Source organism: Paenarthrobacter sp. AB444 (assembly GCF_028736865.1).
GTDB lineage: Bacteria > Actinomycetota > Actinomycetes > Actinomycetales > Micrococcaceae > Arthrobacter > Arthrobacter nicotinovorans_B.
The window spans coordinates 182,108-202,612 of record NZ_JAQZBY010000008.1; the positions used below are offsets into that span (position 1 = coordinate 182,108).

The 20,505-nt window shown below is 64.8% G+C and carries 20 protein-coding genes; 4 read left to right on the plus strand and 16 right to left on the minus strand.

The annotated features are described in order from the left end of the window. Window positions 1–36: 36 nt before the first annotated feature. From PQ627_RS11970 to PQ627_RS12005, 8 genes are all read right to left on the minus strand, one after another. The gene (locus tag PQ627_RS11970) at window positions 37–1,380 is read right to left on the minus strand and encodes a patatin-like phospholipase family protein (RefSeq protein ID WP_274261232.1); all 1,344 of its coding nucleotides are present in this window, start codon (window positions 1,378–1,380) and stop codon (window positions 37–39) included. After that, window positions 1,377–1,781 (minus strand): hypothetical protein, encoded by a 405-nt coding sequence (locus tag PQ627_RS11975; protein WP_274261235.1) that lies wholly within the window; start codon window positions 1,779–1,781, stop codon window positions 1,377–1,379. Before PQ627_RS11975 ends, PQ627_RS11970 begins: the two co-directional genes overlap by 4 nt. Beyond that, complete coding sequence (locus PQ627_RS11980; protein WP_274261237.1) at window positions 1,778–2,260, minus strand: hypothetical protein; 483 nt, start codon at window positions 2,258–2,260, stop codon at window positions 1,778–1,780. Before PQ627_RS11980 ends, PQ627_RS11975 begins: the two co-directional genes overlap by 4 nt. After that, window positions 2,257–3,228 carry an acetoacetate decarboxylase family protein gene (locus PQ627_RS11985; RefSeq protein ID WP_274261239.1) on the minus strand — a complete coding sequence of 324 codons (972 nt, stop codon included), beginning with the start codon at window positions 3,226–3,228 and terminating at the stop codon, window positions 2,257–2,259. The genes PQ627_RS11980 and PQ627_RS11985 overlap by 4 nt, the downstream gene beginning before the upstream one ends. Then, a complete protein-coding gene (locus tag PQ627_RS11990; RefSeq protein ID WP_274261241.1) occupies window positions 3,225–4,298 on the minus strand; it encodes an alpha/beta hydrolase in 1,074 nt (357 codons plus the stop codon). The genes PQ627_RS11985 and PQ627_RS11990 overlap by 4 nt, the downstream gene beginning before the upstream one ends. Then, window positions 4,295–6,250 (minus strand): hypothetical protein, encoded by a 1,956-nt coding sequence (locus tag PQ627_RS11995; RefSeq protein WP_274261243.1) that lies wholly within the window; start codon window positions 6,248–6,250, stop codon window positions 4,295–4,297. Before PQ627_RS11995 ends, PQ627_RS11990 begins: the two co-directional genes overlap by 4 nt. Continuing rightward, entirely contained in the window at window positions 6,247–8,943 is a 2,697-nt protein-coding gene (locus PQ627_RS12000) for a GMC oxidoreductase (protein WP_274261245.1), read from the minus strand. The genes PQ627_RS11995 and PQ627_RS12000 overlap by 4 nt, the downstream gene beginning before the upstream one ends. A gap of 150 nt (window positions 8,944–9,093) precedes the next feature. Next, window positions 9,094–9,525, minus strand: a complete 432-nt coding sequence (locus PQ627_RS12005) for a hypothetical protein (protein ID WP_274261247.1) — start codon at window positions 9,523–9,525, stop codon at window positions 9,094–9,096. Between the two features lie 113 nt (window positions 9,526–9,638). Between PQ627_RS12005 and PQ627_RS12010 the strand changes: the two genes are divergently transcribed. Together PQ627_RS12010 and PQ627_RS12015 are read left to right on the plus strand one after the other, a co-directional pair. Beyond that, window positions 9,639–10,232, plus strand: coding sequence for a dihydrofolate reductase family protein (locus PQ627_RS12010; protein ID WP_274261249.1), 594 nt, complete (start codon window positions 9,639–9,641; stop codon window positions 10,230–10,232). Window positions 10,233–10,403: 171 nt separating this feature from the next. Next, window positions 10,404–10,835 (plus strand): LexA family protein, encoded by a 432-nt coding sequence (locus PQ627_RS12015; RefSeq protein WP_144661967.1) that lies wholly within the window; start codon window positions 10,404–10,406, stop codon window positions 10,833–10,835. Here PQ627_RS12015 and PQ627_RS12020 read toward each other — a convergent pair. Then, window positions 10,832–11,842 carry a LacI family DNA-binding transcriptional regulator gene (locus PQ627_RS12020; RefSeq protein WP_274261252.1) on the minus strand — a complete coding sequence of 337 codons (1,011 nt, stop codon included), beginning with the start codon at window positions 11,840–11,842 and terminating at the stop codon, window positions 10,832–10,834. The two genes, PQ627_RS12015 and PQ627_RS12020, sit on opposite strands and share 4 nt — an antisense overlap. Window positions 11,843–11,979: 137 nt before the next feature. Here PQ627_RS12020 and PQ627_RS12025 point away from each other — a divergent pair, with 137 nt between their 5' ends. Continuing rightward, complete coding sequence (locus tag PQ627_RS12025; RefSeq protein ID WP_274261254.1) at window positions 11,980–13,446, plus strand: sugar porter family MFS transporter; 1,467 nt, start codon at window positions 11,980–11,982, stop codon at window positions 13,444–13,446. A 21-nt stretch (window positions 13,447–13,467) separates the two neighbouring features. Here the strand turns inward: PQ627_RS12025 and PQ627_RS12030 are convergent, their stop codons facing one another. Genes PQ627_RS12030 through PQ627_RS12050 form a run of 5 tightly spaced genes read right to left on the minus strand, consistent with a single transcriptional unit; the run spans window position 13,468 to window position 16,805 of the window. Continuing rightward, window positions 13,468–13,977, minus strand: coding sequence for a GNAT family N-acetyltransferase (locus tag PQ627_RS12030; RefSeq protein WP_274261256.1), 510 nt, complete (start codon window positions 13,975–13,977; stop codon window positions 13,468–13,470). Next, window positions 13,974–15,338, minus strand: a complete 1,365-nt coding sequence (locus PQ627_RS12035; protein ID WP_274261258.1) for an NAD(P)-binding domain-containing protein — start codon at window positions 15,336–15,338, stop codon at window positions 13,974–13,976. The genes PQ627_RS12030 and PQ627_RS12035 overlap by 4 nt, the downstream gene beginning before the upstream one ends. Then, the gene (locus PQ627_RS12040) at window positions 15,335–15,751 is read right to left on the minus strand and encodes an arsenate reductase ArsC (protein ID WP_274261260.1); all 417 of its coding nucleotides are present in this window, start codon (window positions 15,749–15,751) and stop codon (window positions 15,335–15,337) included. Before PQ627_RS12040 ends, PQ627_RS12035 begins: the two co-directional genes overlap by 4 nt. After that, a complete protein-coding gene (locus tag PQ627_RS12045; RefSeq protein WP_274261261.1) occupies window positions 15,748–16,458 on the minus strand; it encodes an aquaporin in 711 nt (236 codons plus the stop codon). Before PQ627_RS12045 ends, PQ627_RS12040 begins: the two co-directional genes overlap by 4 nt. Next, window positions 16,455–16,805, minus strand: a complete 351-nt coding sequence (locus tag PQ627_RS12050; RefSeq protein ID WP_274261290.1) for an ArsR/SmtB family transcription factor — start codon at window positions 16,803–16,805, stop codon at window positions 16,455–16,457. The genes PQ627_RS12045 and PQ627_RS12050 overlap by 4 nt, the downstream gene beginning before the upstream one ends. Window positions 16,806–16,981: 176 nt before the next feature. Here PQ627_RS12050 and PQ627_RS12055 point away from each other — a divergent pair, with 176 nt between their 5' ends. After that, window positions 16,982–18,280, plus strand: coding sequence for a Y-family DNA polymerase (locus PQ627_RS12055; protein ID WP_274261263.1), 1,299 nt, complete (start codon window positions 16,982–16,984; stop codon window positions 18,278–18,280). A 13-nt stretch (window positions 18,281–18,293) separates the two neighbouring features. On the opposite strand, the gene PQ627_RS12060 is transcribed toward PQ627_RS12055, so the two are convergent. Next, window positions 18,294–19,451 carry a uroporphyrinogen-III synthase gene (locus PQ627_RS12060; RefSeq protein ID WP_274261264.1) on the minus strand — a complete coding sequence of 386 codons (1,158 nt, stop codon included), beginning with the start codon at window positions 19,449–19,451 and terminating at the stop codon, window positions 18,294–18,296. Window positions 19,452–19,463: 12 nt separating this feature from the next. Next, the gene (gene cobA, locus PQ627_RS12065; RefSeq protein WP_274261266.1) at window positions 19,464–20,498 is read right to left on the minus strand and encodes a uroporphyrinogen-III C-methyltransferase; all 1,035 of its coding nucleotides are present in this window, start codon (window positions 20,496–20,498) and stop codon (window positions 19,464–19,466) included. Between the last annotated feature and the right edge of the window lie 7 nt (window positions 20,499–20,505).

Here is a 20,505-nt window from a genome sequence, read left to right on the forward strand (position 1 = left end):
GGTAATAACGTGCGTCACATCCTTGTGCATGCGCCGTCAGTACCGCCGCAAAAGCTCGCGGAATCCGTTGGTGGTGAAGCGGGCGACGACCTGTGCGCGCGCCCTCACACCGTGGGCGCCGACGGGTTCCACGGACGCCAGAAGGCCCGCCACATCGCCCAGGCCCATGGTGATCTCCACCACGTGCCCGCCTATCTCCAGCCGGGCAGTCCGGATGTCCGACCACGCATCGGGACCCGGGTCGTCATGCAGGCTGCGGGTGAGGGCTACCTCCTGCCAGCTGCCGTCCAGCCGCACCCGGGCGCGGTAGGTGAGGTCCTCGCCGTTCACTTCAACCCGGCCATCGGCCAGGAAGGCACGGCCGGATTGTGGGTGGTCAAGGTAGCCGCTCAGCTGCGGTGGTGCGTCCCCGGGTTCCGCGGGGACGACGACGGCGGCCCGGAACTTCAGCGGTTGACCGTCGAGTTCGCCATGCAAGACGTCGTTGAAACGGACACCCGGCGCGGGTTCGGTCATCGCGGTGCAGCGGGCATCCTTTGCGAGACCGTCCGGGTCCATCGCGTCGAGATAAGCCCGGGCATCGCGGTACCCCATGCCGATCAGTGTGTCGGCGTCGATCCGCCCCAGGTAGAACTCGGGATCCAGCGGCAAGGGATGCTCGGGCCGGATCACATGCAGCACGAACTCACGGCCCGCGGCGGCCGCAGCGTCAAAGTCGGCCAGGAGGGCACCCATGGCACTCATCTCGATCATGTGCACGTATTGCTCCAGCGGCCCGTCGCCCCAGTACGGGGAATTGCCGATGCACCAGATCAGCCAGACTTCCCCTGCACCCCGACGCAAAGCCTCTCCCACGTTCGCGTCCCGGACCCATACGGCATCGGTCCAGATCTTTCTGTCCCGGCGGAGCGGCTTGAGGAAGATGGGCAAGGACATTCCCGCCGCCATCAGTTCAGCGTCAATGGCGGCAGCGTCAATCGCGTGGCACTGTTTTGAGGTGAACTCCACCACGTTGAAGGAACCTTCGACGGCGTCCGGTCCAGCGGCGCGGTCACGGATGGTTTCTGCGTTGATGCCCAGGGCGGGGAAGATCTTGTCCAGGATGCCGTCGGCGTCACCCAGGGCGGGCAGCGCCCAGGGCCCCTTGACGTAGTCGCCGAAGGGCAGGGCCGAGCTGAAGTCCTTGACGTCCACGGCGGACCAGCGTCGGCATATGTCGTCCGCGGAAACTCCGGAGAGCATCATCCCGGCTGTCAGGATGCCGCCGGAGGTGCCGTCGATATGCTGGAAGTCCAGACCTTCCTCGGCGAGCGCCTTGACCACGCCTGCCTGCCACGCCACGCGCATGCCGCCACCGGCGAGGACCAAGGAGCGTTTCATCGTCCGGCCAGCCCCGGGGCAGTTGCCGGGATACGGATCCTGCGCCAGTAGATGAACAGGAGGACCGCCGTCGCGAGGTCGAAGAAGGCGACCCCCAGCGCAACCGGGGCGAAGACTCCGTTCAGCACCCCGATGCCTACCGCCCCGAAGGCCCCGGCTTTCTGGAGCGTGGACCAGAGAACCACCAGAGGGGAGGGAGCACCGCTGAGCAAGCTGTGGAGGAGCAGTCCGCCGACGATCACCATGAACATGCCCACTGTGCCGAAGAGTTGGCGGCTGGTGGCGGTGTCCTCTGCGCCCAGCAGGCCGAGGATGGGCCCTCCGAAGGGCACTTGGACCGCGCCGCTGAGGATGGTGATGCCGGCGATGACCGTGAGGACCGCGCGAAGGGGATCATTCATGCGAAGGACTCCAGGAGGCGGCCGCGGTCAACGAGGAGCCACACCATCGACGCCCAGGTCAGGGTGGAGACATAGAAGCGGATGTCGTTGAGCAGCATCCACCGTTGAAGCAGCGACCGGAGTTCGGCGTCGTCGGCGAAGTCGCCGCCCCGGATCCGCACGTTGATGGGGATGATGAGGCCTTGCCCCACGACGGTCAGCGTAATGATCCCCACCAGGCAGATGATCGCGAAAATGACCCGGACGGTACCCCATTCGGACCAGACAAGGATGCCTCCGGAGATGAACATGATGGGTACCACGATGGTGAAGAACTTGGTGGCGGCCCGGGTGGGGATGCCAAAGTGCATGTCCACGTTGTCGCGGGCCAGTGAACGCCAGGTGGGGTAGAGGAAGAACTTGAGGACCCACATGGTGCCGACGTACATGGTGGCGCCGAACAGGAAATAGAGGGCATTGACCAGCAGGAGCCAGTTCATCTCGCGTCTCCGCCTGGTTCCAGGCCCGGTACGGCCCCTGGTACCCGGCTTCGGTCCGGGGGAGCCAACCACTCCTGCCCTTGCCCGAGGTCGGTGACACTGTCCAGCATGTCGCCACCGCGAAGCGCTACTGCCTCCAGCTGGGTGGGGGCAGTGAGGAACCATGCTTCGTAGTGGTCATCCAGGACGCCGTGGGCCTGCGGCAGCCAGGCGGTGAAGACCGGTTTGTTTTCGACCTGCAGTGTTTTCAAAGGCTCGACGCCGGGCACGTCACCCAGGATGAGGCGCGCCTTCGCTTGTCCTCCAAAGGCGATATCTCCTGTGGCCTCGAAGTAGATGTCGGATTTCCACAGCATGTTTCGGAAAGCGCAGTAGTTGGATGCGGCCAGTTTCAGGGGCAGTCCCAGGGGCTCGGGCCGCTCGATTTCGATGTAGCAGCCCAGTTGGCCATCTTGGTCGTACTGTGCGGACACGGTGGAGTCGGTGACCACGAAGTCCAGGTTGGCCTGGTGTTTGGGCATGCCCCAGATCCCCTTGCCGCCTTTGACGGAGATTTCCGTGCTGACGGGCAGGTCCACCACGAACTGTCCCAGCTTGAAGGTCTTCTGGAACAGCAACGGCAGCAGGGGCGGGGCAGGCCTGCTGCCATGGGTGATGGCGATGGCCAGGGAGTACTCGATGTATTTGCCGATGTCCGTGGACTTGTAGTTGACCACGGTCACGACCAGCAGGCCCTTGCCGCCGAGGCTGAAGGGCCTCATTTCAGCGCCGGGAAGGACCGCTGCGGCCGCACGTTTGTTGATGGGGAAGGCCGCCATCAACACCGGGGAATCATCGGAGTTGACCGGCATGACGTACTTGATTCCGTCGGCAAAGGCATGCTGGCCACGGAGCTGTTCCTGCCGTCGGGGAACCGGCGAGGGCATGAGCTTGAGCAGGGGAGTGAGAAGTTGGGTGAGGTTCTTCATGGCGTTGGCTCCTGGTGTGTGCCCCTCCGTTGGGTTCCGTTAAGCTCCTGGACGATGACGGGGAACGTGTCCTGCCAGGCACGCTCGCCAAAGAAGACATCAAGGTGGCCGTAGCCCGGGATGAGATGGAGGGAGTCTTTGCCGGGGCGGTGTTTTTGGAAGAAGTCGTAGCTGCGTTGCTGGCTCTCCGGGAGGAAGCAGCGGTTGTCCAGGCCCGCGATGAAGGCGAAGCGGGCATCCGTTTGCGGAGCTTCCGCCACGAAGTCCGCCGGGAGTTCCGGATGGTCTCCGGCGGCCACCATGTGCCCGGCCTTGATGCTTCGGCCCATTTCTTCGAAGAATGTCACCGGCACCTCCGCGAACTCGCCGCTGAGCCACTGGTGCGTGGCGTCGTCGAGGTTTTCGTGCGACCAGAGGGCGGGACGGCCGCTGCCGTAGGTGAAACTGACCATCTTGCAGACGGTGTTTTCGCACTCGTGGTGGGTGGCTTTGACCAGGCCGCGGATGGCCCGGGTGAAGTAGCCCTGCGATTTGTAGCCCCATGCGGGGGACAGATACGGGGTGAAGACTTTCACCACAGGTGTCAGGTAGTCGATCTTCAGGCGGGAGAAGGCCGGCACCACCGGGTGGAGCGAAACCGCGTTCGAGACAATCGTGTCCACTTGCGGCAACAGCCCGGCGACGGCGGCCATGGTGAACGACGTCGACCCCTGGCAGTGGATCACAGCCTTCATCGTTTCCGCTCCAGTGGCGTTCAGGACATGCTCGACGGCGGCCGGATGGTCATTTACGGCGGCGTCGGCAAGGGTCCAGGACAGGGGGTCGAGGTCGATGGAGGCCCGCCAATTGAGCATCCACACGTCCCAGCCGTCTTCCAGGAGGACATCGACCAGCGTGGTCCGGATCGGTGGCCTGAAGAGCTCGGCACGGACCCCGGAACCGTGGACAAGCAGTACGGGGCCTTTGGTGGTTTCCGCCGGTGAGGTCACGTGGACCAGGCTCAGTGGAGTGTTGTCCCGGGCACGGAACGGGATCACCTCCGTCCGGTGCTCGGCACGGGTGATGATCATGGTGGGCTTCCCTCCTGTGCATTGCTGATGGCCTGTGCATTGCTGACTGCCTGTGCGATGGTGACGGGATTTTCAAGCAGCCGCACGGCAGGCAAGCCGGCCTCGGGAACCAGCCGCGCGCCGTCGTCGTTCCTCTCCAGCCGCCAGTCGCGGCAGATGTTGTCCACCGCCAGGGGGTAGACGGTCAGCGAGCCGTCCGCGGCGAGATGGAGGCGGAGGAAGCCTTTGTGGTCCTCGATGGCCTGGCCGGACATCTTCCAGGTGGACACTTCGCCGCTGGGCGTCGACAGGATGAACAGCGCGAACGCCTCACTACCCAGCACCCAGCCGCCCACGTACACCAGGGCCAGGGCCAGCAGCACCACCAGGGAGTCCGGCCAGGTGCCGGGCCAGGGAAGCAGGATCACGACGGCGGCACTCACCGCGAGCGCGGACAGCTGGCAGAGCGCTCCCCGGGCAAAAACGATGATCCCGGCAGCGGTCAGATGCAGGATATGCGCTGCAAAGGTGGTCACGGCCAGAAGCACTGGCATGGCGAGAACCACGGCGGACACAAGGAGCGCGGTGTTGCCGTGCGTGAGCCCACGCAGGCTCTCCACGAAGGAAGCGCCGCTGAAGGCGCTGAACACGGTCCAGACGGTCAGGGCGGCAACAACGTGCACCACGCCCATGGAGAGTCCGAAGCCCGGGTTGCGCACCGGTAGCCAGGAAGGCGTGAACGGATTGGCCAGTCGCGGGCCCAGGAGGTGTGAGTCGGCTTGGTCGGGATAAATGGTGGGGGTTCGCGTGAAATGGCGGGTGGGCGGCTGCTGGTTGCCTGGGGGTGGGGCGCTGCTCGACTCTCCCGGACCGGCGGGGGCGGGAAGGTGGAGCTCCTCCGGCAGCCAGTGGGCGTCCGACAAATAGGCGCCACCGAGCCCGCATGTCATGAGCTGGGTCTTGGCGTGTAGGCCCGGAGAGTCATCTTCATAGCGTGAGTAATGGTGGAGATCGCCGGTGAGCCAGAGCCGGACACTGGCCCCCGTTGCTTCAAACAGCTGTGTTTCCGGGTTGAAGCGGCGGTGCAGGTAGTCCTGCTCAAAAAAGCCGGCTTGCCGGAAGCCTGCGCTCCCTTTGACCCAGAAGGGCGCCGCGACGCACAGGATGATCGCGTCCCCGGGCTGCAATTGGGAGGTGACATTCCGGTAGAAGTACTCAAGTTGCGGCTCGTCGATGTACTGGCCCAGTTGGCTGTCCAGGCCCAGCAGCCACCACCCCGGGGTGCCGCGATGGCCCGGCCGGGGAGCGTCGCCCGTGAGCCGCAGGGCGAAGTAGCTGCGCGTCTGGATGGTCCGCCATCTGCCGATGCTCCGGTTCCGCGTGAAGATCCGGATGAACGACGTCAGGCCGTCATACCAGTCGTGGTTGCCGGGCAGGGCCAGCATGACCGGCGCTTCGGTGAGTGGCCCGTGTGCAGGCAACGCCATCCGGTAGGGACCCACCATCCGGTCCTCGTATCCGGCCGGGGATGCCACGGGGTACACCTCGTCGCCGCCGAGGACCAGGATATGGCCCCTGGGAAGATCGAAACCTCCAACGCTGAGCACGTCCTGCGCCAGCAAGGAGGCAACCGTGTAGGTGGCATCGAAGCCGTCCCCAAGGTCGGCCGTGAAATCGAGCCACAGTTCGGATGGTCTTTCCGCGCCCCTTTCAAGATCAGCGGGGGCCGGCAGGCCGCGCGCGATGACCGCAGGCTGCGCGGGTTGGCCAGGAGCGGGCAGATTGTCCAGGCTTAGCTGATCAGCGGGGAAACTGCCCTCCAACTCGCGTTTGTCACCGAAATCGGCGAACACTGTGGCGGCCATGACTTTCAGCGCAGTGCGGGCCAACGACTTCGGCGCGAGCCACCGTACCGCCGTTCGGGGCGTGAAACCCAGGACCGCGCGGAGCTGGGCGAGCTCCCGGCTCTTCATCGTCTCCGCTTAAGGGGGAACGGCACGCGCCTGGGTACCCGACCATAGACCCGCCACAGCTCGCCGCCAAACAACGTTCCGAACGTGAGCAGGCCCGCAGCGGGAGCAGGTCCCTCTGCCCGGAAGGTGGTCAGCTGCTTGGCGAAGTCCAGTGGGCGGATGAACAGGATCCCCGCGCCGACGACGCCTTCCCGGGTGCCTCCCACCTCGATGTCCGGCGGGACGTGGCCCTGCAGAATCGTTGCGTACAGCGTAGTGGTGTCGGGCCAGAGGTCCAGGCCCGCCTCATTGTGGATGAGCTTGTGTCCGGCGAAAGTGAAGGGAGTTCCGCCCGGGTCCCGCAACCACAACCGGTACAGCATGCGCCTGGCCGGCCTGCCGTCGTCGGAACTATCTTCCACGAACAGGTTGAACCAGCCACGTTCCACGGGCATCCGGCCCCCGAAGTAGTCCGCCAGTACGTAGCCCTCCGCCTTGGCCGGGTGCCGGGGATCTGCTGCAAACGCGTCAATGTCCTCCGCGGTAATGGTCAGTTCGAACATGATCTTCCGGGACCTGTCCCTGCCAAGGCTCCTGCCCTTCTCCGGATCCGTGACGCCCGGGCTGAACCAACCGTGCATCTGCTCGGTGAAGCGGACCGAGGTAGCTTCCTTTGCCGCCCTGCCTGGCATGTGCAGCCCACGCGTACCCGGCGACTGCGCCTGCGCCTGTGCCTGGGCCTGTGCCTGGGCAGGGGCGCTCGCAGGCTGTTCGGGCCGCGCCGCTTTGCCTTTGGTGGCATCGGGCGCCAGCGACCGCGGTGCCATACTGCCGACGTCGACGACGGCGCCAGTCGCCTCCCGCTGGATCGTGTCCTGCGCTGCCGCTTGAGTTGTGTCCTGCGCCGCGGCCGCGTCGCCGGGGCTGATGCCGCGGTGGCGGGCCTTGGTGCCCGCTTCGACGATGTGGGCGCTGGCCCGTTCGGCGAAAGCGGCGATGGTCAGTGACGGGTTGGCGCCAACCGGTCCAGGCATCGCAGCACCATCGACCACGAACAAACCGGGATAGCCAAAGACTTCCCCGTACGAATCACACACGGCCTCGGCGGGGTGCCTTCCGGCAGGTGCCCCACCGATCGGATGGACGGTGATCACGCGTTTGGCCCACCAGAGCGGATTGTCGATAAAGTCGCCGTCCAGGTCCTTCGCGATCTCCGACATTGTCTGCCGGACCCGGCCGAAGTACTCGGTGGACGTTGCCATGGTCCAGGCGATGGCGAGCCTGCCGTCGCGAAGTGTCATGACGCCGTCGGGTATGTCCCGGCCCATACCCAGCAAGGGGACCGAACTGGCCGATAACCGCCCGTCACCCAACGCAGCGGCGAGGTCCGCCGAGACGTTGGACCGGCCGGCGTCGAACAGCCTGTCTTTGAAGAGCTGGCCCGCCACTTTGGCCGTGCGTTTGACGGCGGTCTTCAGCTGGGCCGTTTCGATCAGCCAGTTCATGAAGGCCGGATACCCGGCGTCCTCCACGTAGTAGCCGCGGCCGTCGCCGTCGTCGTCGTTCGAATCCGGGACCCTGACTGCGGTGGTGATGACCGGTCCCTTGCTGCCGGTGAGGGTGCGGACGCCGGGGCGGGAGCCGTTGGTGGCGGGTGTCTTGGCGTCCATGATGAACGTCAGGAGGTCGCCGTTGCCGCTGAACCGGGTACCGAGGGCGTCGCTGAGGGCCGGGAGGGAGCCATGGTTGCGGAGCAGGAGGAAATTGGTCCCGAACGTCCCCGCACCCAGGATGAGCCGGCGACAGTGGATGATGCGCTCGGTGAGCAGCCCGCCTTGGTTATCGGGGTGGTGGATGACGTAGCGGACCTCGTAGCCACCGCCATCCGTACCGGGGGATAGCGGCCGGATGCCCCGGACATCGTGGAAGGTGCGAATGTCAGCTCCCTTGAAGGCCGCCGCTGACAGGTAGTTGTGGTCAAGGGTGTTCTTCGCGCCGGCGTTGCAGCCGATGTCGCATTCACCGCTCAGAGTGCAAGTAGTCCGCACAGTGTTGGGGCCGTGGATGCTGCCGTAGTGGGGGAGCGGGAGTGCTTGGTTGGTGCGGGGTGCTGCGCCCGGGCCGCTGGAGAAGGTGACGGCGATGGGAGGGCGGGTGATGGAAAGGCCCAGGTTTGCCGCTGTCTTCTCCATGGCCATGGTCTTGGCTGTGTCCTGGTACGGGTAGGGGACGGGCTGCAGCATCGCTTCGGCGGCGTCGTAGAAGGGATCGAGGTCGGCCCTGGTAAACGGCCAATTCTCGTAACCGCCTCCCGGGACCGGGGATTCGTTGACGAACCACTTCTCGTCCTTGCGCAGGAGCACATTGGCGTAGATGAGCGAACCCCCTCCGAGTCCGCTTGAGACCAGCCCCTCGGTCCCGCGGAAGGTCCAGGCATCGAACAGGCCGTACAAGCCGCGGTCCGGGTCCCAGAAGTTCTTGCCCATTTCCGACGGCGTTCGGGCAAAACTCCCGGGCGGGTACGGTTTGCCGCGTTCCATCAACACCACGGACTGGCCGGCTTCGGCGAGCCGCAAGGCCGCTACCGAGCCGCCGAAACCCGATCCCACAACCACCGCATCCACCTTCTCGATGCTGTGCGGGCTGTGGCGTCGTGGATCATCAGCGGATTCAGGACCCGCATCCCCACTGTTCCCGGTCCCCAGACGACCCATGGCCGTTCCTCTCAGAGGAGAGCTGACTACATGGCAGCGGCAGAGGGCGCCGGCGTGGCCGGGCGTTGCCTCCGCGGACTATGGGCCTTATGTTCCCACCGGGCAGTGGATCTGTAAATGAGGTGGACTAATGCTGTTATTGCCCGGCTGTCAAAGGATCCGCGCGTAGACCATGTCGAAGTCGTGCTCCAGCGGTCCGCCCGGGTACGTTCCGCGCTCCAGACGGGCGGTGATGGTGTTCCGGTCTTCGCTGAACCGGCCTACGAACCGCTGCGGCCAGTCCGGTCCGTCCCTGAAGAGCGTCCACACGTCGTCCTTCAGTGTCATGTCGTAGATCCGGGCGACGCCGCGGGAGTCGAAGTAGTGCTGCTGGAAGGCACCGTCAGAGCCGGTGGTACCGATGATGCTGACGGCGTTGGGATACTCCGGCCGTTGGACTGTGGAGCGCTGGATCAGGAAACCGCCACCTTCCAGCCACTCGAGGCTGGTCCGGCCGTGTGTTTGTGCCGTGGGAATGGTAGTCTCCCAGACGCCAACAAGGACGTTGAGCTGCTCCAGCGCAGGTTCAGGATTCCGTGCCATGACCGCCTTCTTTTTCGTGCGTGCCGACAGCTTCAGGGTAGAACCAGCCGGGTCCGCCGCATAGGGTGTGCCGGGTCTGGTCGTGCTGCCTGGCCCAATGGCAGGATGGGCCCATGACCCTCGTTACGTGTGATCTCACTGTGTCCCTTGACGGCTACGTTGCCGGTCCGCACCAGAGCCGGGAGCAACCGCTCGGTGAAGGCGGAGAAAAACTGCACCGGTGGCAGTTCAAAGAACGCGACATCAACGCGGCCGAGGTGGCCGGGATACTCGAAGCCGGCGCGTACATCATGGGCCGGAACATGTTCGCCGGGCCGGGGGAAGGGCTCTGGGAGAAGGAATGGCGCGGCTGGTGGGGTGAAGAACCGCCCTACCATGCCCCGGTTTTCGTGCTGACCTCCCACGAGCATGAGCCCCTGGTGATGGACGGCGGCACCACGTTCCACTTCGTCAATGACGACATCGAGTCGGTGCTCGCACGCGCCAAGGACGCTGCGGGTGGGAAGAACGTTGCCATAGCCGGAGGTGCTTCGACAGCCAGGCAGTTCTTGTCAGCCGGCCTGATCGACGAGCTGCGGCTCCACGTCGCGCCGGTGGTCCTGGGCGGCGGCGAGCGCTTGCTGGATGAGGTAGGGGAGTTGAAGCTGGAGCCCCTGGAGGTCCGGGGAACCAGCCTGGTCTCGCACCTGCGGTACAAGGTCGGCTAGGGGCTGCCAGCCGGCGCTCTGGCATTGCCGAGTTCGCGGGAAAGTTGCCAATTCGCCGGAAGCTTCCCTGCGAGCTCGCACCGTTCCCGCGAACTCGCCGGGAACCGCATGGAATGTCCGCCGATCGCTGTACACTCAAGTATCGAACATATATTCGAATAAAGGTGTGTTGTGGGCGTGATAGTCGGCCCCCGCGTGATAGATGCGGGCTTTTCCTTGATGTCGGTGCTGCTGGCTCCCGTGGCTGTGGCGGCGGGGTATCCCTCGCCGGCGCAGGATTACTTCGATGGCAGGATTGACCTCAATGAGCACCTGATCAAGGACGTCACCAGCACTTTCGTCGTGCGGGTCACCGGCCAGTCCATGGAAGCTGCCGGGATCAGCGACGGCGACGAGTTGATCGTCAACCGGGCGTTGGAACCCAAGGACGGGTCCGTCGTCGTCGCTGTTTTGGACGGTGAGCTGACCATCAAAAGGTTGCGTATCACCCCGACGGGCGTGGTGCTGCAGGCGGACAACCCCGCCTTCCCGGACATCAAGGTAGCGGCGTTGTCGGAGCTGACCATCTGGGGCGTAGCGACGACGTGCCTCCACCATGTCTAGGCCGCCGGTGGTGCCGTCGAACTGCGGATGACCAGTTCCGGCGTCAGTTTCCGGTCCGCGACGGGTGCATCCGGATTCTTGAGCCGTTCAAGAGCAATCATGCCCGCGGCCTGGCCCAGGGCGACCGCGTGGAGGTTGACCGTGGTGAGGCCGATGCCGTGCAGCTTGGCGATCCTCGAATCGTCGTAGCCCACCAGCGACAGGTCCTCCGGGATGGACAGTCCCAGGGTGTGGGCGGCCTCGCGGGCGCCCAGGGCCAGTTGGTCGTTGTGGGTGAAGATCGCCGTGGGTCGGTCCCCTTGGGCCAGAAGGGCGGTGGCGGCCCGTTGCCCGGCTTCCTGGGTGAAGTCTTCGGCCGCAAGCGTCAGGGGCTTCAGCCCGGCGTCGTGCATGGTCTTCTGGTAACTGCGACGTCGGACGGTATGTCCGTCGTAATCGGGTCCGGCAATGTGGGCGATGCGGCGGTGCCCGAGGCCAAGGAGGTGCTCCGTGGCCGCCCGCGCACCCTCGACATCGTCCGAGTACACGCTGTCAACGCCCGGTACCGGCCGGGTGACGCTGACCAGTGGCACGATCTGCGCCAATTCCTGCACTTGCTCGTCAGGATCCAGCAGCGTCGCAGCGATGATGATCCCCGCCCGGGCCTCTATGAGGGACTCCAGCGCGCCCCGGTCAACGCCGTCCACGGACCGGGATACGCTCAGGATGAGCCGGTTCCCTTCCTGCGGAAGGGCCATGCGCACGCCGCTGAGGATGTCGGCGTAGACCTCGTTGCGGATATCCATCAAGTAAAGCCCGACGGCGGAACGGTGCTTGCGTGCCAGGTCGGCGGCGGCCGCGTTGGGTCGGTATCCCAGACGCTTGGCGGCGTCGAAGATGGCTTCCTTGGTTTCGCCGCTGACTCCTGGTGCTCCCCGGAAGGCGAATGACACCAGCGTTCTGGAGACACCCACTTCGCGGGCTACATCACTTTGCGTTGCGGGTCGGTGTGGGCGGTCGGCGGCCATGCCCTCCATCCTCCCATGTCACAGAAAGGACAAAATGAGGTGTTTGTTAGTTTGACCTTACATTTAAGCCTTTCGCGCGTTAGTCTGGTTCCAGAGCGGTTATTTATGATCCGCAACACACTGACAAAGGAGTCCTGATGTCTGCAACGCAATTGCAGCGGGAAGGTGCCCCCGGGGCCGCCCTTCCTCCGCTGACCAACGGTCCGCACCGGAAGCGCCTTGGCCTTGTAGCTTTGGTTGCCACGTTCGGCGGGCTGTTGTTCGGCTATGACACTGGTGTCATCAACGGCGCCCTGCGGCCCATGACAGCCGACCTTGGGCTGACACCCCTGACGGAGGGGATCGTCACCAGCTCACTGCTGTTCGGCGCAGCGGCCGGGGCCGTGGGCGGTGGACGCCTGTCGGATTCCTGGGGCCGCCGGAAATCCATCCTCCTGCTCGCGGTGCTCTTCCTGGCTGGAACCATCGCCTGCGTCTTCGCGCCGAATTTTGAAGTCATGGTCCTGGGGCGCGTCATTCTGGGCCTGGCTGTCGGCGGAGCGTCCACTGTGGTGCCCGTCTTCCTGGCCGAGCTGGCGCCCTACGAGATCCGTGGATCGCTGGCCGGGCGCAACGAGCTCATGATTGTCATCGGCCAGCTCGCTGCCTTCGTGGTCAACGCCATCATCGGCAACATCTGGGGAGAGTTCGGGGGAGTGTGGCGCGTCATGCTGGCAGTCGCCGCGCTGCCTGCCATCGCACTGTTCTTCGGCATGCTCCGGATGCCCGAATCTCCTCGCTGGCTGATTTCCAAGGGGCGCTGGGAAGAGGCCTTGGCAGTCCTCAAGACCATCCGCTCGGTGGAGCGTGCCGAGGCTGAAATGGCGGACATCAAGCACCTCGCCGACGAGGAGCGGGCTTCCAAGGCAACCTCCTGGGGTGCACTGAAGGATAAATGGATTCTGCGCATCATCCTGGTCGGCATTGGCCTCGGGGTGGCGCAGCAGCTGACGGGCATCAATTCGATCATGTACTACGGTCAGTCCGTGCTGGTCGAGGCCGGATTCGACTCCAATGCGGCGCTCATCGCCAATATCGCTCCCGGGGTGATCGCGGTGGTTGGGGGCGTGATCGCCCTGACCTTGATGCAGCGCGTCAACCGCCGAACCACACTGCTCCTGGGCTTCACGCTGACCACTGCGTGCCACTTCCTTATTGGCATAGCTTCAATCCTGCTTCCTGTGGGAAATGCGGCCCGACCGTTCGTGATCCTGTTCCTGGTGGTGGCCTTCGTTGGCTCGATGCAGACGTTCCTGAACATCGCCGTGTGGGTGATGCTGTCCGAAATCTTCCCGCTGCACGTTCGCGGTTTCGCCATCGGCCTTTCGGTGTTCTGCCTCTGGATTGCCAACGCGCTGCTGGGCCTGTTCTTTCCCAGCCTGGTCGCTGGCGTGGGCATCACAGGGACGTTCTTCCTGTTCGGTGTTGTGGGTATCGCGGCCCTCGTCTTCATCTACACCCAGGTCCCGGAGACCCGCGGGCGCACGCTGGAAGCGCTCGAAGAAGACGTCAGCACCGGCGCCATCTATTTGGTGCACCGCAAGGATTCCTCTGCGCGCTCCTAGCTGCGTATCTGCTTCCGGTTGTTATTCGGCGCGGCGTTCGAGCAAGACGGTGTCCCTCCAGGAGCCGGCGGCCGGCCCGTAGCTCATGAGTCCAATCCTTTGCCGGGTGCCCACGACGGTGAAACCGTGTCGTTGGTGCAGGGCTATGGAGGCGGCGTTCTCGGGGAAGATGTTGGATTGGATGGTCCATATCCCTTCCTCTTCGGTCCTGCGGACGAAGGCGTCGAGGAGTTGGGCCCCGTAGCCTCGGCCGCGGGCCTCCTGGGCGATGTAGATGGAGTGCTCGACGACGCCGCGATAGACCGTCCTTGACGAAACGGGTGACGCGGCGACCCAGCCCACGATGTTGCCGTGGTCTTCGGCAACGAGGCGGAGCTGGGGGTGACGGGTAGCGTCGAAGTCTTCCCAGCTGGGCGGTGAGGGTTCGAAGGTGGAATGGCCTGAAGCGATGCCCGCGGCCCAGATCGCTTCGACCGCCGGCCAGTCGGCGTGCTCCATCCGGCGGATCAGCAGGTGGTTGGTACCGGTCATGGTGCGGCTGGTTCCCCGATGCGGCCGTGGACCAGCCTGGTAGCGAAGCCAATCGTGACCGGTTCTGGTTTGGCGGACCCGCAGCACGAATCTGCCGCGTCTTGCCCATCTGCGGGAAGGCTGGTGGAGCAGACCCCTGTTTCGGGAAGTTCCAGTTCCAAAGCTTCTGCTGCTGCTGTGTCGCCGGCCAGGGCGGCGGCGATGGAGCGCACTTGTTCGTAGCCGGTGGCCATGAGGAAGGTCGGTGCCCGGCCATAGGACTTCATTCCTGCCAGGTAAAAGTCCTTCTCGGGGTGGGCCAGGATCCGCGCGCCGTGCGCTGGGACGGTGCCGCAGCTATGGAAGTCCGGGTCAATCAGTGGTCCCAGCGCTTTGGGGGCGTCGACCGCCGGGTCCAGCTCCAGCCGCAGTTCGGTAAGGATGCCCAGGTCCGGGCGGAAGCCGGTGGCCGGGATCACCCGGTCAACCTCCACCGTCCGGCCGTCAGTTGCGTGGACGATCACGGCAGCGCCGCTGGTCTCGACGCTTAGGGTGCGGAAGCCGGTCAGGAGCTGGACGGCACCGGTCTCGACGGCGGTGCGCAGGCGTGTGCCCAGCTGGCCGCGGGCGGGGAGTTCGTCGGCGTTACCGCCACCGTAAGCCCTTGCGGGGGTCTCGGCGCGGATGGCCCAGACGACTGTGGTGCCGGGATGGGTGCGGGCAAGGCGGGCGAGATCCAGGACCATGTTCGCGGCCGAGTGACCGGACCCGACGACGAGGGTCCGGTGGCCGGCGAAACCATCCTGGGTGACATCGGGTAGGGCTCCGGTGATGATCCCGGCGGCGCGGGCTTTGGCTTCGCCGGGAACCGGGAGGCCGTTGGAGCCAAGCGGAGCGGGGCTGTTCCACGTTCCTGAGGCATCGATGACGGCCCGCGCCAAAACCTCGGTGGTTTGGCCGTCGTCGTCCTGAACCTGCAGGACGAAGGGTGCCTGGTCGCGGCCCTGGCTTCGGCCTTTATCCATCCCTTGCCGGGTCACGGCAACCACCTTTGAACCGGTGCGGATCCTCTGCTTGAGTTCCTGGGTTGCGGCCAAGGGTTCGAGATATTGGGTGACGATTTCGAGCCCATAGGGCAGCGCGGTCGGGCGGGGCGCTTCCCAGCCAGTTCGCTGGAGCAGTCGGACGGCAGCGGAGTCGAGGTTGTATTTCCAGGTAGAGAAGACTCGAACATGCCCCCACCCTTTGATAGCGGGACCAACGGTGGGTCCGGCCTCGATCACCAGGGGTTCGAGTCCGCGTTCGAGCAAGTGCGCGGCCGCGGCCAGCCCGACCGGCCCCGCGCCGATCACCGCGACGGGCAGGGAATCGTGCCCGGTCATTGCTGGGCTCCCGCCGGCGTGAGGCTGGCAATCAGGGCCTCGACCCGGGTTTTAATCTCGTCGCGGATGGGCCGGACGGAGTCGACGCCTTTGCCTGCGGGGTCTTCCAGGACCCAGTCTTCGTAGCGTTTACCCGGGAAGTACGGGCATTCGTCCCCGCAGCCCATGGTGATCACGACGTCGGAGTCCTTCACGGCCTCGGTGGTGAGAATCTTGGGGATTTCGGCGGACATGTCGATCCCGATCTCGGCCATCGCCTCAACCGCTGCGGGGTTGACCTGGCTGGCAGGTTGGGAACCTGCGGAGCGGACCTCGATGGCGCCCCTGCCCAGGGTGGTCAGGAATGCGGCGGCCATTTGAGACCGTCCGGCGTTGTGGACGCAAACGAACAGGACGGAGGGTTTGACGCTCATGAGTGCACCTTTCGATCGTCCGCGGCATCAGCTGCGGCAACATCAGTGGTTTGGGGATAGAGGAAACGAACCAGGACCAAGCCGAGGGCACCGCCGACCAGTTGGGCGGCGATGAAACCCGGCGCGGAGGCCGGTGCGATCCCTGCGAAGGTGTCCGTGATGGTTCGGGCGATCGTGACGGCGGGGTTGGCGAAGCTTGTGGAGGAAGTGAACCAGTACGCAGCGGTGATGTAACCGCCGACGGCGAAAGCCACCCGGTCGGCGCGTCCGGAACGGATGGTCCCAAACACGATGACCAGCAGCCCTGCCGTAGCTATGACCTCTGCCAGCCACAGACCAGGACCGGAGCGTTCATGGGTGGACAACGTGACCGGAGCCAGGTCGAACATCAGGTTCGCCGCGACAGTCCCGGCCAATCCACCCAGCACCTGAGCCGCAACCAAAAGGGCTGCAGCCCGGGTGTCGATCATTCCAAGGGCCCGTTCGACCAAGGTGACCACAGGATTGAAGGAGGCTGAGACCGGCTGCAGGGCAAGGATCAACGCGGCCAAAGCCGCGCCAGTGGCGAGGCTGTTCTGCAGCAGCTGCAGCCCGACGTCGTTCGGTGACAGCCGGGAGGCCATCACTCCGGAACCAACCACGGCAGCGACCAAGAGGCAGGTGCCGAGGAACTCCGCTGCGGCGCCGCGGACGAGGACCGGGTTCACTGAGCCTGTCCACCGATCAAGGCTGCCAGGTTCTGCAGGGCTTCGGTGCGGGCCTTGTAGTAGACCCAGACTCCGCGCTTTTCCCGGTCCAGCAAACCGGCTTCGTGCAGCACTTTCAGGTGGTGGCTGATGGTCGGCTGCGACAACTCGAAGGCATCGTTCAGGTCGCAGACGCATGCTTCCCCGCCCTCGTGTGAGGCCACCAAGGACATCAGCCGCAACCGCACGGGATCCGCCAAAGCTTTCAACAGCGGCGCAACGCCGTCGGCTTCCTTTTCCGACAATGGCTCGCGTGCCAGCGGCGAGCAGCAGGCAACGGCCTGGACCGGGGTCAGTTCCAAAGACATAGACACAGGTAAATATTTACACTCATCAATATGTTAAGCAAGCCCTCGCGATGGCAGGGCAGTTTTATTGTCGGGGGCGCGAGGTACAGTTGAATTATTCGAATTTATCTTCGAATAATTGGCGTGTCCCTCCGGATTCGGTGGGCGCGCATGGTATTGCCGAGCCAAGGAGGAGCATGTCCAGGCCAGCCCTAATGCACCGCATGCAGGAGATCGCCCACGTGGACATCAACTGCTTCTATGCCTCGGCGGAACGGGCTTTCAACCCTGCTTTGGAGGGCAGACCGCTGATCGTCCTTTCCAACAACGATGGCTGCGCTGTCACCAGGTCGCCTGAGGCAAAGCGGCTTGGCATTGGCCTGGGGGATCCGTGGTTCAAGCTGGCTCCACGGGCAAAGGAGTGGGGACTCATTGCCCTGTCCAGCAATTACGAGTTGTACGGTGACATCAGCTCACGGGTCATGGAGTTGTTGCAGCGCTACTCCGCCTGGCAAGAGGTGTATTCGATCGATGAGGCGTTCCTGGGCGTCAAAGGCCGCCCGGAGGAACTCTTGCACCTGGGTCGCTCCATCAAAGAGGCCTGCCGCAGGAATGTCGGGGTTCCGGTGTGCGTTGGAATCGCCCGCACCAAAACGCTTGCCAAACTCGCCAACAAGTGGGCCAAACACAATCCTGCCTTCAATGGGGTGTGCCGCTGGGATTCGGTCCCGGAAGCCGAGCGTGAGGCGCTTATGGCCCGGCTTTCGGTCATCGAGATCTGGGGCGTCGCCACCAGGCTCACCAAGCGCCTGAATGCCATGGGAATCTACTCGATCCTGGACCTGGTCCGCGCCGAGCCTGTTGCCTTGCGCGACAAGTTTTCCATCGTCATGATGCGCACGGTCCTGGAGCTGCAGGGTACCCCGTGCATCCCCATGGAAGAGGAACGGATCGGGCGGGACCAGTTGATCTTCTCGCGCTCCTTCTCCACGCCGATTACGACGACGGCCCAGCTGCGGCAGGTGCTGAGCGTCTACGGTCAGATGGCAAGCGCCCGACTGGCCAAACACGATCTCCAAGCCAAGCTCTTGACAGCGTTCGCGGCAACATCGGTCTACAACCCGAACGACAAATCGTTTCCGACCGTCAACGTCTCACTCCCCATGCCGACGTCGGACCCTGTCCTGCTGACGAAAGCCGCCCACGCCCTGGTGCCGAAGATCCAGGAGGGAACAAAGTACGCCAAGGCCGGCATCATGGTCACCGACCTCCGTCCCACCGGCAACCAAAAGCCCTTGGAGATCTTCGAGAACCGGCATGAGGAACGCGGCATTGGGAGCCTGCTGGAGGAAGTGAGCAAACGCTACGGCCGCGGCTCCATCGGCCTCGGACATGCGGGCATCAAGGGTGGACCGGACTGGTCCATGAAGCGGGACATGCTCAGCCCCCGCTACACCACCAATTGGGACGAACTTCCCTTGGTAAAGGCGGCGTAGCGTGACGGAGCTGCTAGGCGCGCAGTCGGTATCCGCGCTTCACCACTGTTTCCACGAGCTTTCCGTCAGGGAGCGAGGACCGCAGCCGGCTGACCGTCATGTCCAGGGCATGTACGGAGCCCCGCAGATCCAAAAGATCCGACAACGCTTCACGCGACAAGACCGCACCTCCTGCCCCAAGGAGCGCCCGCAACAGCAGGAGGGGAGCCGGTGCCAGTTCCACCACTTCGCCGTCTATCCGAAGGCAACGCCCGCGCAGCTCGATCGTGGCCGTCTTGGTCTCCAGGCGTCGCACGTGGTTCAGCGACAGGTGCTCGGTGACGAGGCGGATGAGCGCACCCATGCGGTAGCGGTCGGGGATCAGGGGAGTCAGCCCGGCGTCGACCAGTGGCTGTGCCGTGACAGGCCCCACGGCGGCAACGGTCACGGGACCCTTGAGCGCCTCGATGAGTTGTCGGTACAGGCCCATTTCGTGCGCGGTGCTCCACATGGCGTCCACGGCCGGGGCACTGGTGAAGGTCAGGACGTCGAGATTGCCATTAACGACGGCCTCGATCAGGCGCGGCAATTTGTCCTCGCCATCAGGCTTGACCCAGCGGTAGGGAGTCACCGTCAAGACAGTCGCTCCCGACATGCGGAGCCGCTCCAGTTGGCGAACGTCCGTGTACCCGTGCAACTGCACTGCCACGGTCTTGCCGCGCACACCCTCCACCAGCAGCATGTCCACCAGGGTGGCCGTGGTCTCGTCACTGCTGATTCCGACGTCGGCCAAACCCGCCGCCCGCACGGCGCCGCGGGCCTTGGGTCCCCTGACGAACATGCGGCACGCGGACAGGGTCTCCAGCAGTTGCTCCCCGATGCCGAAGGAATCGGCCGCCTCGCACCAACGACGCATGCCATAGGCAGTGGTGGCTATGCAGATATCAGGCTTGGCCTCGATGATGGTGCGGGTGTCTTCGATGAGGATCATGTCCTCTTGGACCGGGGCGATCTTCAACGCCGGAGCGTGCAGGACGCTCGCGCCGCGCCGCTCAAGGGCCTCGATCAGGTCACGGGAACGGCGGTGCGAGGTGACGCCAATCCGGAATCCATCCAGGGGTGCTTCGGCGGCCTCTACGGTGTCCGGTGCGGCATTGGGGTCCAGGGCTTCGATGGCACGTGCAACAGTCATATCTATTTACCTTCAGGCTTCAAGGAGCGAAGCCGCGAGTCGGCTCAGTTCAGCGGATGCTTCGGCGTGATTCCGGTTGGCTTCGGCCACCCGGACCACTTCACCGATGACCAAAACGGCCGGGTTGCTGCAGCCGGTCGCCGCTGTTTCGATACTACCGAGGTCGGCGATGGTGGTGCGCTGGCCGGGTCGGTAGCCACGTTCCACAACGGCCATGGGCATGTCGGATGTCATCCCCGCCCGGCGCAGGCCGGCGGCGAGCTGTGGCAGGGTTCCTATGCCCATGAGGACCACGATGGTGCCGCCCAGGCCTGCGAGGTGGGTGTGTTCCTTCTCCGTCAAAGGGGCGTGGCCGGAGACCACTGTGAACATGTGGCTCACCTCCCGGTGCGTTACTGGAATCCCAGCGGCGGCAGGTACGGAGATGGCGCTGGTGACACCCGAAACAACCCGGACTGGAACGCCGGCTGCGACGCACGCCGCAACCTCCTCGCCGCCACGTCCAAATACATACGGGTCGCCGCCCTTGAGCCTGACGACGTTCTTGCCGAGCAGTGCCGCTTCCACCATGAGCTTTTCGATCCCACGCTGCGTCACCTTGTGCAGGCCAGGCTGTTTTCCGACATCCACAAGCTCCGCGGAGGTCAGGTCCGCCAGTTCCTGGCAGGGGGCCAAACGGTCGTAGAACACGACGTCGGCATCCCGCAAAGCGTTCACGGCACCTACCGTCAGCAAGTCCAGTGCGCCTGGTCCTCCACCCACCAGGGTCACGTGTCCGGCCGCCCCCGGTGCCGGCTCAAACGCCACGGGGATGCCCGCGGCGCGGCAGCGGTCCACCAGCGCGGCCCAACGGTCGTCGCCGTCGTCCACTACGGCTACCAGGAACGGGCGATCCGGGAGCTGGCCGTTGGCCGGCACCGCGTCCGGAGTGCTGAGGCGGTGGACGGTGGCGCCGGCGTGCTGGTAGCGGCGGACGGCTTGCCGGGCGGTCTTGTCGGATCCTGTGACCAACACATCGCGGCCGGTGAGATCAATGGTGAGCTGCATAGGGACC

Excerpts from the sequence above, each read along its gene's own strand:
- PQ627_RS12025 (WP_274261254.1), top strand. The coding sequence starts at position 11,980 with ATGTCTGCAACGCAATTGCAGCGGGAAGGTGCCCCCGGGGCCGCCCTT.
- PQ627_RS12050 (WP_274261290.1), bottom strand. The coding sequence starts at position 16,805 with ATGTCTTTGGAACTGACCCCGGTCCAGGCCGTTGCCTGCTGCTCGCCG.
- PQ627_RS12055 (WP_274261263.1), top strand. The coding sequence starts at position 16,982 with ATGTCCAGGCCAGCCCTAATGCACCGCATGCAGGAGATCGCCCACGTG.
- PQ627_RS12040 (WP_274261260.1), bottom strand. The coding sequence starts at position 15,751 with ATGAGCGTCAAACCCTCCGTCCTGTTCGTTTGCGTCCACAACGCCGGA.
- PQ627_RS11970 (WP_274261232.1), bottom strand. The coding sequence starts at position 1,380 with ATGAAACGCTCCTTGGTCCTCGCCGGTGGCGGCATGCGCGTGGCGTGG.
- PQ627_RS12000 (WP_274261245.1), bottom strand. The coding sequence starts at position 8,943 with ATGGGTCGTCTGGGGACCGGGAACAGTGGGGATGCGGGTCCTGAATCC.
- PQ627_RS11980 (WP_274261237.1), bottom strand. The coding sequence starts at position 2,260 with ATGAACTGGCTCCTGCTGGTCAATGCCCTCTATTTCCTGTTCGGCGCC.
- PQ627_RS11975 (WP_274261235.1), bottom strand. The coding sequence starts at position 1,781 with ATGAATGATCCCCTTCGCGCGGTCCTCACGGTCATCGCCGGCATCACC.
- PQ627_RS12030 (WP_274261256.1), bottom strand. The coding sequence starts at position 13,977 with ATGACCGGTACCAACCACCTGCTGATCCGCCGGATGGAGCACGCCGAC.
- cobA (WP_274261266.1), bottom strand. The coding sequence starts at position 20,498 with ATGCAGCTCACCATTGATCTCACCGGCCGCGATGTGTTGGTCACAGGA.
- PQ627_RS12020 (WP_274261252.1), bottom strand. The coding sequence starts at position 11,842 with ATGGCCGCCGACCGCCCACACCGACCCGCAACGCAAAGTGATGTAGCC.
- PQ627_RS11985 (WP_274261239.1), bottom strand. The coding sequence starts at position 3,228 with ATGAAGAACCTCACCCAACTTCTCACTCCCCTGCTCAAGCTCATGCCC.
- PQ627_RS12005 (WP_274261247.1), bottom strand. The coding sequence starts at position 9,525 with ATGGCACGGAATCCTGAACCTGCGCTGGAGCAGCTCAACGTCCTTGTT.
- PQ627_RS12035 (WP_274261258.1), bottom strand. The coding sequence starts at position 15,338 with ATGACCGGGCACGATTCCCTGCCCGTCGCGGTGATCGGCGCGGGGCCG.
- PQ627_RS11995 (WP_274261243.1), bottom strand. The coding sequence starts at position 6,250 with ATGAAGAGCCGGGAGCTCGCCCAGCTCCGCGCGGTCCTGGGTTTCACG.
- PQ627_RS12010 (WP_274261249.1), top strand. The coding sequence starts at position 9,639 with ATGACCCTCGTTACGTGTGATCTCACTGTGTCCCTTGACGGCTACGTT.
- PQ627_RS11990 (WP_274261241.1), bottom strand. The coding sequence starts at position 4,298 with ATGATCATCACCCGTGCCGAGCACCGGACGGAGGTGATCCCGTTCCGT.
- PQ627_RS12060 (WP_274261264.1), bottom strand. The coding sequence starts at position 19,451 with ATGACTGTTGCACGTGCCATCGAAGCCCTGGACCCCAATGCCGCACCG.